12 protein-coding genes are annotated in these 12,831 nt (G+C 63.4%); 9 read left to right on the top strand and 3 right to left on the bottom strand.

What is annotated here, in order from left to right; genetic code table 11:
• Positions 1–40: 40 nt before the first annotated feature.
• Together ABIN98_RS14115 and ABIN98_RS14110 are read right to left on the bottom strand one after the other, a co-directional pair.
• Positions 41–820: an SDR family oxidoreductase gene (locus ABIN98_RS14115; RefSeq protein WP_346910906.1), complete on the bottom strand. Its 780-nt coding sequence runs from the start codon at positions 818–820 to the stop codon at positions 41–43.
• Positions 821–967: 147 nt separating this feature from the next.
• Positions 968–1,309: a hypothetical protein gene (locus ABIN98_RS14110; protein WP_346910904.1), complete on the bottom strand. Its 342-nt coding sequence runs from the start codon at positions 1,307–1,309 to the stop codon at positions 968–970.
• Between the two features lie 730 nt (positions 1,310–2,039).
• Here ABIN98_RS14110 and ABIN98_RS14105 point away from each other — a divergent pair.
• From ABIN98_RS14105 to ABIN98_RS14070, 8 genes are all read left to right on the top strand, one after another.
• Positions 2,040–3,029 carry a TRAP transporter substrate-binding protein gene (locus ABIN98_RS14105; RefSeq protein WP_346910902.1) on the top strand — a complete coding sequence of 330 codons (990 nt, stop codon included), beginning with the start codon at positions 2,040–2,042 and terminating at the stop codon, positions 3,027–3,029.
• 7 nt (positions 3,030–3,036) lie between these two features.
• Complete coding sequence (locus tag ABIN98_RS14100; RefSeq protein WP_346910900.1) at positions 3,037–3,549, top strand: TRAP transporter small permease; 513 nt, start codon at positions 3,037–3,039, stop codon at positions 3,547–3,549.
• Positions 3,542–4,846, top strand: a complete 1,305-nt coding sequence (locus ABIN98_RS14095; RefSeq protein WP_346910898.1) for a TRAP transporter large permease — start codon at positions 3,542–3,544, stop codon at positions 4,844–4,846. The genes ABIN98_RS14100 and ABIN98_RS14095 overlap by 8 nt, the downstream gene beginning before the upstream one ends.
• 15 nt (positions 4,847–4,861) lie before the next feature.
• Positions 4,862–5,479, top strand: a complete 618-nt coding sequence (locus ABIN98_RS14090) for an O-methyltransferase (RefSeq protein WP_346910896.1) — start codon at positions 4,862–4,864, stop codon at positions 5,477–5,479.
• Positions 5,480–5,855: 376 nt separating this feature from the next.
• Positions 5,856–6,619 (top strand): IS5 family transposase gene (locus ABIN98_RS14085; RefSeq protein ID WP_346907107.1). Its coding sequence is split into 2 segments (ribosomal slippage): positions 5,856–6,186 and positions 6,186–6,619, totalling 765 coding nucleotides; the frame shifts between segments, so codons are not numbered across the junction.
• Between the two features lie 34 nt (positions 6,620–6,653).
• The gene (locus ABIN98_RS14080) at positions 6,654–7,901 is read left to right on the top strand and encodes a sodium:proton antiporter (RefSeq protein WP_346910895.1); all 1,248 of its coding nucleotides are present in this window, start codon (positions 6,654–6,656) and stop codon (positions 7,899–7,901) included.
• 98 nt (positions 7,902–7,999) lie between these two features.
• Positions 8,000–8,638: an NB-ARC domain-containing protein gene (locus ABIN98_RS14075; protein ID WP_346910893.1), complete on the top strand. Its 639-nt coding sequence runs from the start codon at positions 8,000–8,002 to the stop codon at positions 8,636–8,638.
• Positions 8,639–8,853: 215 nt separating this feature from the next.
• Positions 8,854–9,900 carry an IS110 family transposase gene (locus ABIN98_RS14070; protein ID WP_346907814.1) on the top strand — a complete coding sequence of 349 codons (1,047 nt, stop codon included), beginning with the start codon at positions 8,854–8,856 and terminating at the stop codon, positions 9,898–9,900.
• A gap of 333 nt (positions 9,901–10,233) precedes the next feature.
• Here the strand turns inward: ABIN98_RS14070 and ABIN98_RS14065 are convergent, their stop codons facing one another.
• Positions 10,234–11,175 (bottom strand): IS110 family transposase, encoded by a 942-nt coding sequence (locus ABIN98_RS14065; RefSeq protein ID WP_346906329.1) that lies wholly within the window; start codon positions 11,173–11,175, stop codon positions 10,234–10,236.
• 353 nt (positions 11,176–11,528) lie between these two features.
• Here ABIN98_RS14065 and ABIN98_RS14060 point away from each other — a divergent pair, with 353 nt between their 5' ends.
• Positions 11,529–12,773, top strand: coding sequence for an FAD-dependent oxidoreductase (locus ABIN98_RS14060; protein WP_346910891.1), 1,245 nt, complete (start codon positions 11,529–11,531; stop codon positions 12,771–12,773).
• Positions 12,774–12,831: the final 58 nt, after the last annotated feature.

The raw sequence follows: 12,831 nt of genomic DNA, 5'->3' as shown, positions 1-12,831 counted from the left end.
CACTAATGTAAGGGTCAATCCCCGTTTTCAAGAAAGCGGTCTAGCTCCGCAGCGACCATCCGCCGTCGATGGTGATCACCTGGGCGGTGAGCCATTCATTGGCGGAGCTGCCGAGCCTCAGGATCCACGGCACGAGATCGGCGGTGACCCCGCGCCGTCCCAACGGGACCTGGGCCGCCTCGGTCTCCTCGATGGATTGGGCGACTTGCGGTGAAAGCCCCATCATGCCCGTCAGGGCACCGCTCTTGACCGGGCCGGGAGAGACCGCGTTCACCCGGATGCCGTCCCCCGCAAGCTCGATGGCCCAGGAGCGCGTCAGATGTTCCAGGGCCGCCTTGGTGGCCGCATAGTGGGCGAGGCCCGGCGCGGCGTTCCGGGAGACGGCCGTTCCGATGTTGACGACCGCGCCTTTCGTTTCCCGCAAGGCCGCCTGCGCCTCCTTCATCAGAAGCGACGGGGCAACGATGTTCACCGCGCAGATTTCCGCGAGTGTCTCCGCATCATAGGCATCGATGGGCAGCGGCTTGCCCGCCCCGGCATTGTTGACCACCAGATCCAGCCGGCCCCACCGATCCATCGCCGCCTCGACAACCCGCCGGCTGCCGGTCGGGTCCGCGCTGTCGGCCTGCACCGGTTCGATGGCCGCGCTCTTTGCGGCACCGCTCCTGTCGGCCACACGGGCAAGCTTCGCCTCGTCCCGTCCGGTGATGACCACGTTCGCGCCCCGCTCCGCCAACGCCAGCGCGGTGGCTTCCCCGATGCCCGAGCTTCCGCCCGTCACGATGGCCACCTTGCCCTGCCAGTCCGTCTGTTCACTCATCTTCGCTTTTCCCTGATTGACACATGCGCGTCCTGCGCGCCGAGCCGGGGTTAGCCGGTTGACGCTAGTGTCAGGGTCAAGCTCGAATTTTAGGAAAGCGCTTCTGGCGGTGTCAGGACTTCAGGTGGCGCCGATACGCAGACACTCTCAGCCGCATCTGTAGAGGTGGATGATGCGCCGGCCGTCGGTCCAGGTGGCGGTGCCGTTACGGAACAGGGTGTAGATGGCTCCGGTTTCCCCGACATAGCGGTTGGTATTGCCGACGCGGCGATAATAAAGGGAATTTCCTGAACGGCCCGCCGGATAGGCGTAAAAGCCGCGCCTGGGATCGCCGGCGAGGACGTTCACCTTTTTGCTGTCGCGAAAACAGTAGCTACTGGCGGTCTGTGCCGCCTCGCCGGGGATGGCGGACACTCCGACCGTCGCGATGCCGGTGAGCGCGGCAAGGGCGAGCGACGAGATGCGGGTTCTGATCGTCGGGCTGGGCATGGCAGTCCTTTCCATTCAAGTTCGGAACCGACCCCGGATGCCGTGTGCCACCCGGGACTGAAGCAAGCCCACGACCGACAGCATAACACAGGCCAACGGCCCATCACGACAATGGGAAGAGCGCGGCGCTTTCCGTGATCCCGCCTGCCAGACAGGGAACACCCAACAGCTGCCCCCCCCTCACCGATCCCGTGCATCGTTCCCGAAATCCGGCCGCTCCACCCCATCGTCCAAAAATATGAACGCTGCGTGTCGGAACCGCGTGTTGCCTGACGGCGAGAGCTCTGCAAAAGCGTAAGGCGCGGAGGAGGACCGCGCAGTTCCGGCAGGCCGGGTTCGGCCAGGATCGTGAACACCTGAGATGGGGTGCTCCTCCGGGGTTTGGTTCCGAACGGGAGAGTTGCTTATGGCCCGCATCAACGGAGGCTCCGGCGCCTGTCAGGCGTCCGCCTTTCTCTCCAAAACGTTCAATCTGTGCGGGAATTTCCCTCATCGGGACACCGTGGCCGGCTCTACGCTTTTTGAATAGGCGGGGCGGATAATCAATTTCTGCCCTCACCGGCCGGTCGCTATCAGGAGCCAGATCAGAATTGGAAACAAGGGTCCGAATGGGAAACCCACCGACAGCAGTCTCCAGTTTTCCCCTTCACCGGGCGGCCTGTGACACGGCGCGCGACCGGACCCCTGAACTCCCGACAATCGGTACAATCCACCACAAGGAGGAAATGCGATGAAAACCCGGACACTCCGTTCCGCTCTCGCGGCCGCGCTCGTTTTTTCGGCGTCCGCCGCTTCGGCCGCCGAACTGAAGCTTGCCGACTTCCAGCCGCCGAGCCACTTCGTCGTCGAGCAGGTCTACACGCCCATGGCAGAGGCCATCAAGGCAGGCACCAACGGCGACGTGACCGTCACCGTGTTCATGGGCGGCGAACTCGGCCCGGGCCCCAAGGAGCAGTATAACCGCGCCGTCGACGGTGTGACCGACATCTCCTTCGGTCTGCCGGGTTACACCGCCGCAAACTTCCCCAAGACCCTTCTGAGCGAGCTTCCCGGCGTCATCGACGCGGAAACCGGCACGGCGAAGGTGCAGGCCAACTCCGACATGCTCGCCAAGGAATACCGCCGTGTGGCGCTGCTGGCGCTCTGGAACAACGCGCCGAACCTGCTGTTCACCGCGGAAAAGCCGATCCGGTCGCTTGAAGACATGAAGGGCCTGAAGATCCGCGTGCCGTCGCGCAATGCCGGCCTCGTGGTCGAAGCCTGGGGCGCGACGCCGGTTTCCATGCCGGCTCCGGAAATCTACAACGCCATGCAGACCGGCGTGATCGACGGCGCCATGATCGATGCGACCGCGCTCGGCGCGTTCAAGCTGGCCGAAGTGACCAAGTATGTCACCATGGGCATGGACACGACCATCTCCAGCTTCTTCCTGATCATGAACCGCGACAGCTTCAAGGACCTGAGCGAAGACCAGCAGAAGGTCGTGCTCGAGGCCGGCAAGACGGCCGCCCTGAACGGCAACAAGGCCTGGCTCGGCGTCGCGGACAAGGCCCTTGCCGGCTTCAAAGCCGCGGAAGGCAAGGAAGTGATCGTCCTGGCCGACGCGGAAGCCGCCAAGTTCAACGAGGCTTCCGCCCCGGTCGTTGCCAAGGTGATCGCCGATGCGGATGCCGACGGCCTCGATGCATCGGCCTATGTCGCGGCGCTGAAGGGCGAGTAACCCGACCGTGCGGACCGCAAAACAGGAACTGGCCCGTTCGACAGTCGTCGAATGGGCCGTTCGCCTGCTGACCCTCCTGTCGTCGCTGGCCCTGGGCCTGCTCCTGATCGCGACCTTTGCCGGCGTGATCATGCGCTATGTGTTCGAGGCCCCGATCCTGGGCAGCAACGAAGTCATCCAGCTCGCCTCGGTGGTGCTGGTGATGCTGGCGATGCCGATAGCGGCACGCGACGAGATCCACATTCGCGTGGACGTGTTCGACGAGAAGATCGGCCGTTACGGCCGCCTGCTCGGAGACATCCTGTCCCGCGGCATCTCGATCTATATCCTGTCGATGCTGGCCCTGCGGTCCTGGGCGAAACTGGCGGACGCCGCGGAATTCGGCGACGCCACCAACATGCTGGAGATCCCGCTGTGGCCGTTCTACGGACTGCTGGTTGCGGGCGCGGCTCTTTATGCCCTCGTGCTTCTTCTCCAACTCATAGACATCCTTCGTGCAGGAGCTGGTCGCGGTGAGTGACTTCATGATCGGCCTCAGCGGCCTGGGCGCAATGTTCATCCTGATGATCCTGCGCATGCCGGTCGGCATGGCGATGCTCGCCGTCGGCTATTTCGGAACCGTCATCCTCAACGGCGACCGTTCCGCCAATGCCCTGCTCGTCACCGAGACCTTCTCGGCCACCTCGAACTATTCCCTGACCGTGGTGCCGCTGTTCATCCTGATGGGCAACATCGCCTCGGTGGCGGGTTTCAGCAGCCGTCTCTATGAAGCCGCCTTCGCCTGGGTCGGCTGGCTGCGCGGCGGGCTTGCCTCGGCCTCGATCGTCGGCTGCGCGGCGTTTGCCGCCGTCAGCGGTTCGTCGGTCGCGACCGCCGTGACCATCGGCAAGGTCGCCCTGCCGGAAATGAAACGCTTCGGCTATTCCGACGCGCTCGCTACCGGGTCGATAGCGGCCGGCGGCACGCTCGGCTTTCTCATTCCGCCGTCGACCGGCTTCGTCCTCTACGCCATCCTGACGGAAGAAAGCATCGGCCAGCTGTTCATGGCCGGCATCCTGCCGGGCATTCTGCTGACCGCCTTCTTCATGATCGCCGTCGGTCTGATCACCCTGGTCGACCCGGAAGCCGGACGCCCCGGAGAGGCCGTGCCCTTCGCCAGGCGGTTCACCGCCCTGCTGCGCGCCGCACCGCTCCTGATCGTGATCGTCGTCTCGATCGGCGGCATCTATCTCGGCGTGTTCACCCCCGTGGAAGCGGCCGGCGTCGGCGCCGGGCTCGTCATCCTGATGGCGCTCTTCACCGGCAAGCTGAAGGGCGACGACCTGGTCAAGGCCGTGGTCGACACCGTGCGCACCACCGCGATGCTCTATCTGATCGTGATCGGGGCCGGCATCCTCAACCCGTTCCTGGCCCTCACCCATCTGCCGGCAACGCTCGGCGAAGCGATGACCTCCGCGGGCCTCGGCCCCTACGGCGTGCTGCTGATGATCGTCATCGCCTATCTGGTGCTCGGCATGTTCATGGACGGGCTCGCCATGCTCGTGGTCACGATCCCGATCTTCTTCCCGATCGTCACCGCACTGGGCTTCGACCCGATCTGGTTCGGGGTGGTCGCCGTGATCGTCATCGAAATGGGCATGATCACGCCACCCGTGGGCCTGAACGTGTTCGTGGTCAAAAGCGTGGCCGGAGACGTGCCCATGGGCACGATCTTCAAGGGCGTGCTGCCGTTCTGGCTCGCCATGGCGGCCTGCCTGGCGACCATCGTCGCCTTTCCGGCGATCGCCCTGATGATCCCCCAGGCCATGTTCCAGTAGAGCAGAAGAGTAAAGATGACCGACGACGCCCGCTTTTCCGCCGTTCTCGACGAATACCACCGGCTGATCGAGGAGCAGGCGCGGACCCTGGACGGGACACCGTTCAACGACGGGCGTGAGCGTTTCATGCCCGTCGGCAAGGAGACCGGCCAGCTGCTCGCGGTGCTCGCTCGCAGTCTCAAGGCGCCGCGGATCCTGGAGCTGGGCACCTCGTTCGGCTATTCCACGCTCTGGCTCGCTTCCGCCGCGAAGACCGCCGGCGGCCGGCTGACGACGGTCGAGAAGTATGAGGAGAAATCCGCCTTCGCCCGGCAGATGTCGGAAAAGGCGGGTTTGGCAGATGCGGTCGACTTTCGGATCGGCGATGCGCTGGAGATCCAGCGGGACCTGTCCGGCCCCTGGGATTTCGTCCTGATCGACCACTGGAAGGATCTTTATCTGCCCAGCTATGAGTTGCTCAAGCCAACGCTTGCGCCGGGCGCCATTCTGGTCGCCGACAACATGCTGCGCGACGGCCAGGAACAGCATCTCGACTTCGCGGATGCGGTCCGCGCCACGGTGGGCATGGACAGCGTCGTGCTGCCGGTCGGTTCCGGCATTCTCGTTGCGCGCTTCGGCCGCGCGGTGCTTTAATAGGTTCGCCCGCGCGGCATTCCTTTTCTTAGAGCATATCCATTGAATGTTGGATCATTTGACCGGAGCGCTTTTGTCTGCTGACAAGGCGGCTTGCGCGCCATGGTGCTAACCCACCATAAGCGAGAGCCAACGCAGTCAGCGGGCTAAAGAGCCCGGCCCTTCGGGTGCCGGAAAGCAGCCCATCGGCAGCGTTGCGCCGCTTGAACGATGCACCGCATCGCCCTTCGCGACGCGTCTTGCCAAGTGAACTGCTTTTCGGCATCAAATGAACTAACATTCAATGGATATGCTCTAGGCTGTAGTGACAATTTAAGGAATTGGAGATTCCCAAAGGTCGACAAATCAGATTCAACACTGGCTTTTGGAGGCTGGTGTGGAAGGCGAGATACTTCGGGACGATCAATGGGAGCGGCTTCGGGAATTTGTTCCGGGTGGCCGGCAGGGGCGGCGCGGTCCGCGCAGTGACGGACGTCGTTTCTTTAATGCGATCTTATGGCTCGCTCGCTCAGGCGCCCGCTGGAAAGATTTGCCAGAGGACAGGTTCGGTCCCTATCAGACAGCCAAACGGCGTTACTATCGCTGGATTGAAGCTGGTGTCTTTGAGCGCATATTCGAGGCGATCGCCCGTGAGCCGGACATGGAGTGGCTGGCAATCGACGCGACCGTCATAAGAGCACATGCCCAAGCCGCGGGCGGAGCGCGCAAAAGGGGGGATCTGAAGCCCAGGCCCTTGGACGCTCCCGGGGCGGCTTTGGAACGAAGATCCACGCAGTAGTGGACGCACTGGGCTTACCGGTTCGCTTCGATATCGGGCCGGGACAACAAAATGACATGGCTCCCGCGTGCCGTCTCATGAGCGGTCTGCATGCACAGCAGGTTCTTGCGGATCGCGCCTATGACGCTGACAGTCTACATGATCTTATTCTTGAACAAGGCGGCGAGCCCATCATTCCGCCACGCCGCCATCGCAAGCATCAGCATCACTACGACCAAATCGCATACAAGAACCGGTGGGGAATAGAAGGCTACTTCGCCAAACTCAAGCAATGGCGCCGTATCGCTACGCGATACGATAAGCTCGCTGCAAACTTCATCGGCTTCATCAAGCTCGCAAGCATTATGCTCTGGCTTAAATAATTAAATTGTCACCACAGCCTAGCTCCGGTTCATAATGCTTTCCGTCTACGATCTGATTTCCATGCTCCTGGTGCTGACCGCCGTCTTCGCCTGGATCAATCACCGCTTCGTCCGCCTGCCGCACACCATCGGCCTGCTCGTCATCGGGCTTGTCGCCTCGCTGGTGCTGATCGGGATCGAGTTCGCCTTCCCCGACATCCTCCTTTATGAGGAACTCACGGACATCATCCGGCAGGTCGACTTCCAGGACACTGTGCTCGACGGCATGCTGGCCTTCCTGCTGTTCGCCGGCGCGCTCCATGTGGATTTCGAGCAGTTGAGGCACCGGGCCTGGACCGTCGGCACCATGGCAACGGTCGGCGTTCTGATTTCCACCGGGATCGTCGGCACCGGCTTCTGGCTGGCGGCCGATCTGCTCGGCTCTCCCGTTCCCTTTGCCTGGGCGCTGGTGTTCGGCGCCCTGATCAGCCCGACCGACCCGGTGGCGGTGCTGTCGACACTGAAGACCGTGCGCGTGCCCGCCACCCTCGAGGCGGAAATGACCGGCGAGTCGCTCTTCAACGACGGCGTCGGCGTGGTGATCTTCACCGTCCTGCTTGCGGCCGCGGTCGGCGCCTCCGGCGAAGGCATCGATCTGATCCATATCGGCGAGCTGTTCTTCGTCGAGGCGCTCGGCGGCGCCGTGCTTGGCCTTGCCGCCGGCTATCTCGCCTACCGGGCGATGCGGGCCATCGACGACTACACGATCGAGGTGCTGATCTCGCTGGCGGCGGTCGCCGGCACCTATGCGCTGGCCGGCAAGCTGCACATGAGCGGCCCGATCGCCGTCGTCGTCGCCGGCGTCCTGCTCGGCCACCGTGGCCCGAACGACGCCATGAGCGAGCGGACGGAGCGCTACATTTTTGCCTTCTGGACGCTGGTCGACGAGATCCTGAACTCGGTGCTGTTCCTGCTCATCGGCCTTGAAGTGCTCATCCTGCGCCTCGACCCGTCCTTCGGCTGGCTGGTCGCGCTGGCGGTGCCGATCGCGCTTGCCGCACGCTTCTTTGCCGTGGCGGTGCCGGTGCTGCTGTTGAGCACGAACCACGTGTTCACCCGCGGCACGATCCCAGTCTTGACCTGGGGCGGGCTGCGCGGCGGCATATCCATCGCCCTTGCCCTGTCGCTGCCCGAGGTCGCGGAAAAATCCGTCCTGCTCGCCGCCACCTACGCGGTCGTGATCTTCACCGTCGTCGTCCAGGGCCTGAGCCTGCGTGGCGTCGTGGAACGTTACGTCCACTGACGGCAACCAACAGGGTGAAGCCGGACGCTTTCCGGAGACGAAACTCGGGAACAGCTTTCCTGCACCGACGGCGCCCGTGACCGGTGGTTTTCAAAGGGATGACGCGCCTGGACATAATGGACACGCTGATCGAAAAGTCACTCGCTTCCGGCCGGCCCGCCGTCATCGGGGTCTGCGGCCATGCGGGCGCCGGCAAGACCACCTTGTGCAAGCGGATCCATGATACCTATCCGGATCTCGCGCACCATTTCGTCTGCGACCGGTTTTCCAGATACAGCCTTCGCGAACGGGAGGCGCGGATCGCAGCGGCGCAGGCGGACGGCCTATCGCCCGAGGCGGAAGAAAGCCCGGTTCACTGGTATGCCTGGACCGAAATCGGGCAGGCCCTCGCGAGCCTGAGACAAAATCGGGCGTTTTCCTATCCGCGCGGCTGGAACCGGCAGACCGGGGAACTAGACGAGACCTACGCGCTTACACTCCCCGCCGAAGGCCCGGCGCTGGTGCTGTGCGACGGTATTTTCCTGCTGCATGCTCCGGTCCGCCAATGGCTCGATGCGGCAATCTTCGTGGACACCCCCTTTGACGTTACCCTGGAACGCGGCCGGCAGAGAACGGCTGATCCGGTCCGGCGCGAATACATGACGCGCCTCGGCCGAACCTATGCCGTGCCCTACTTTGCTGCCCATGCGGCAAAGGCGGATGTGGTCTATGCCGGATCATTTGGCACCCGGACATGACGACCGGGGCGCAGGCATCGGAGTGAGTGGGCAACGGTCAGCCCCCCCACCCTCCGTTGTCATCCCCGGCAAGCGCAGCGCGACCGGGGACCCAGTACGCCGTGTCCTCGCGGCTCAAGCAACAGGCCTCACGGATTACTGTTGGGGTGGACGGCCCCTACGGCATCGATGTGCCAGAATGAGGTTGTTAAAGATCTCAAACGATGGAGCCGTCCATGAAGAATATTAGCCGCGTTGGAATGGATACGTCCAAGTCTGTTTTTCAATTGCATGGTGTGGATGCTGGGGACCATCCGGTGTTGAGCAAGAAGCTTCGCCGTCGTCAGGTTCTCGACTTTTTTGCCGGGTTGCCTCCGGCGCAGGTGGGCCTTGAGGCCTGTGGAGCCTCGCATTATTGGGCTCGGGAGTTACGGAAGTTGGGGCATGAGGTCGCGCTGATCCCGCCGCAATACGTCAAGCCCTATGTGCAGCGGAGCAAATCGGACGCGGCGGACGCGGAAGCGATCTGCGAGGCGATGAGCCGTCCGAAGCTGGCCCGGACCTTCGTGCCGGTGAAAAGTCCAGAGCAGCAAGCTGCGCAGATGCTGGCGAAGCTGCGAGGGCAATTCCTTGGCCGGCGTACGCAGCTTTCCAATTCGATCCGCGGCTTTGCGGCAGAGTTCGGTCTGGTTGCCCCGAAGGGCCTGTTCCAGCTTGACCGGCTTGTCGAGCGGATCCGCGCGGACGAGACGCTGCCGGAGATGGCACGGGATATGTTCGAAACGCTGGTCCGTGACTACGCGCGAGTGGACAAGGAGATAGCCGATCTCAACGCAAAACTGCGAGAGCTTCACCGTGCCGATGAACTCAGCCAGCGGCTGGCCGGCATCCCGGGCATTGGTCCGGTTGGTGCGACCCTGCTGGCGATCAAGGTGAGCAACGCGCATGCCTTCAAATCGGGGCGCGATTTTTCTGCCTGGCTCGGCCTGACGCCGAAAAACCATTCCACGGCAGGCAAGAACCGGCTCGGTGTGATCACCCGCGCCGGGGACGAGATGCTGCGCGCCACCCTGGTTGCCGGCGCAAGCGCCGTTCTGCTGCAGTGCCGGCAGGGGAGGATCAAAACGCCCTGGCCCTGGTTGGAGAAACTGTGTCGTCACAAGCCGCACAAGCTGGTTGCCGTCGCGCTCGCCAACAAGCTGGCGCGCATCGCCTGGAAGCTGATGGTCAGCGGCGAAACCTATCACCCGCGGTCACCGAAGGAGCAACCGGGACTCGCCTGACGATAGACAAAACACTTGCCCCGGCCAAAGACAGGCTGGCGCGACAGAGGAACTTGCGAGGGAAGATGAGAAGGTGTGTTCGGTCGAACCGAGGCGGATGGGAAATACCGTGGGATCCAGTGGCGGCTTCAAGGCCGATATCGCTGTACTGTTTGGATCCCATCCGCTGCGGAACCCATCTTGGCCAGCGGCAAAACGGCCGCAAAGCAGGCCGTACATATGACCGCAAGCGATCCGGAACACCTGCCAACTTCAACCTTGCAACCACGGGGCCGTCCACATATGGGTCCCGGCTATCCGCTTCGCTGCGGCCAGCAACTGTATCGCGACCTGTCAAGCAGATTGCTCTATAAAGGGCCGATTTTCGCTGATCATGGCGTTTAGGGCCAGGAGCAGTTTGCGAGCAACGGCGATACGGACCTTCTTTGTTTGCTTGCCGGCGTCTTCGAGACGCTTTGCAAAGGCGGCAAATGCAGGATGCTTGGCCGCGTGCCGAGCAGCCAGGAAGAGGAGCGTGCGGAGCTTTCGGCGCCCACCCCAGATGCGCCTCTGTCCTCGCCATCGGCCGGAATCGCGTGACAACGGCGCCAGACCGACCAGTGCGGTGATCGCCTTGGCCGAACGCCTGCCCAATTCAGGTAGAAAGGCAATGAGGCTGGCGGCCGTCACCAGAGCCACTCCGGGGGCGGAAGACAAAAGACGGGCGACATGCTCGTGCTCGGGATGGGTCTTGAGATGGACCTTGATCTGCTGCTCATAGGCCGCGACCCGGTCCGAGATTTCGATGAGGAAGGTCTCCATCTCGGCCCGGATCGCCGCATCGTCCACCTGCTTGAGGCGCGTGGCCTCCTGTTTGCGCATGGTGACGAGCTGGTTGCGCCGGTCGATGAGACTGCGCAAAGCCTGGCGTTCCGGTGCGAGCGGCTCGGCCGCGGCAAGAGGGATCCGGCGGGCATATTCGGCCAGCATGGCGGCATCAACGCGGTCGGTCTTGGCCAGGAAACCTGCAGCCTTGGCGAACTCGCGCGCCTTGCGCGGATTGGCCCGGTGGTAGGCAAGCCCCGCCTTTTCCAGCGCCGCCATCAAACGGCGGTCATAGACGCTGGTGGCTTCGAAGATGACGAACGCCTTAAGCTGGCGTGCTCTCTTCACGATCGATGCCACGCCGCTGGTATCGTTAGGGATCCGGCGGCGCCAGACTGTGGGCCAGCCGTCGGTATCCAGATAGTCTTTCGAGATGTCGATGGACAAAATGGAGTGTGGTAGAGTGCTCATCGCCCGTCCTTGTCCTGCGAGACGCCGCCAATCACGGCTCTCATGCAACTGTTCGGGATGACTAGGGTACGCGAGCGGACGCCACGCTGGCCGACGGTTCTTACCAACCGGGGATGACTCGGCGCTCCGCTCGCTCCCATTCACACCCAACTCACCAAACTAAACAAGCCGGGTGCCTCGATAGACAGGGATGACAACCTGAGGGATGATGCCAAGCCCTGCCCCGCCCCATAGCGCATAGCTCCCCCTGACGGCACCATTACGGAATTGGTAATTATGTCGATGCTACCGATGCCTGCATCGAAGCGGACTCGGATCGAGCGACGCCGTTGAATGCCACGGGAGCAGGTTGAATGGTCGATCAACTGGATGTCGATTGTTGCGTCGTCGGCGGCGGGCCGGCGGGCGTCATGGCGGGGCTTCTGTTTGCCCGAGCCGGTGCCAAAACGGTCGTTCTTGAAAAGCACGGCGACTTCCTGAGGGATTTCAGGGGCGACACGGTCCACCCTTCCACGCTGGAACTGATGCACGAGCTGGGCGTTCTGGAGGCGTTTCTCGCCCGGCCGCACCAGAAGCTGAGCCGGCTGTCGGCGCGCTTCGGCGACGAGCTGGTCCATCTGGCCGACTTCTCCCATTGCGACACCACCTGCAAGTTCATCGCGCTGATGCCCCAGTGGCATTTCCTCGATTTCCTGAATTCGGTGGCAGGGCCGCTGCCGACCTACCAGTTGCGCCAGAGCGCGGAAGTCACCGACCTGATCTTCGACGGTGACAGGGTCGCGGGCGTCCACGCCGAGACGCCGGCGGGGCCGCTGGAGGTGCGTGCCAAGGTCGTGATCGGCGCCGACGGGCGCGGCTCGCGGGTGCGCGAGCGGGCAGGCTTTGAGGTGGAGGACATCGGCGCTCCGATCGACGTCTTGTGGTTCAAGGTGCCGCGCCCTGAGGGCTTCCACGAGGAAGAGCCCCTGTTCAACATGAACAAGGGCAGCGTCGTCATCACCATTGATCGCGGCGACTATTTCCAGTGCGCCTTCGTCATTCCCAAGGGCGCTGCGGAAGAGGTGAAAGGCCGGGGGCTGGAGCACTTCCGTTCCGTCGTCGTCACCGCCGCGCCCCATCTGGCCGGGCTGATCGACGCGGTCATCGACCTCAACGCGGTCAAGCTTCTCACGGTGACCGTGGACCGGCTCAAGGTCTGGTCACGGCCGGGCCTCCTGATGATCGGCGACAGCGCCCATGCCATGTCGCCCATCGGCGGTGTCGGCATCAATCTCGCGGTACAGGACGCGGTCGCAGCCGCCAACCTGCTGGCAGGACCTCTGGCGGCGGGAGAGAACGTCGACCCGCTGCTGCCCAAGTTGCGCGAGCGGCGCCTGTGGCCGATCAAGGCGACCCAGTTCGTCCAGGTTCAGGCGCAGAACCGGCTGATCGCCCCGGCACTCGAGACGTCCAGGCCAAGCAAACCGCCCCTTCCCGCGCGCCTCGCCTCCCGAATGCCATTCCTGCAGCACCGTCTGGCGTCCGTGATCGGCGTCGGCGTCCTGCCCGAGCACATTCACAGCCCGGAGAAATATCCGGTTAGCACAAAGGCGGAGTGAGCGGCTCTCCGAACCCGATGGCTCCCGGCGGCGAAGTGTCGTAGGGTCAAAAGGCACT

The sequence above is a fragment of the uncultured Roseibium sp. genome (assembly GCF_963675095.2).
In the GTDB taxonomy this organism is placed as follows: Bacteria; Pseudomonadota; Alphaproteobacteria; order Rhizobiales; family Stappiaceae; genus Roseibium.
This window is presented reverse-complemented; position numbering and strand designations above follow the sequence as displayed.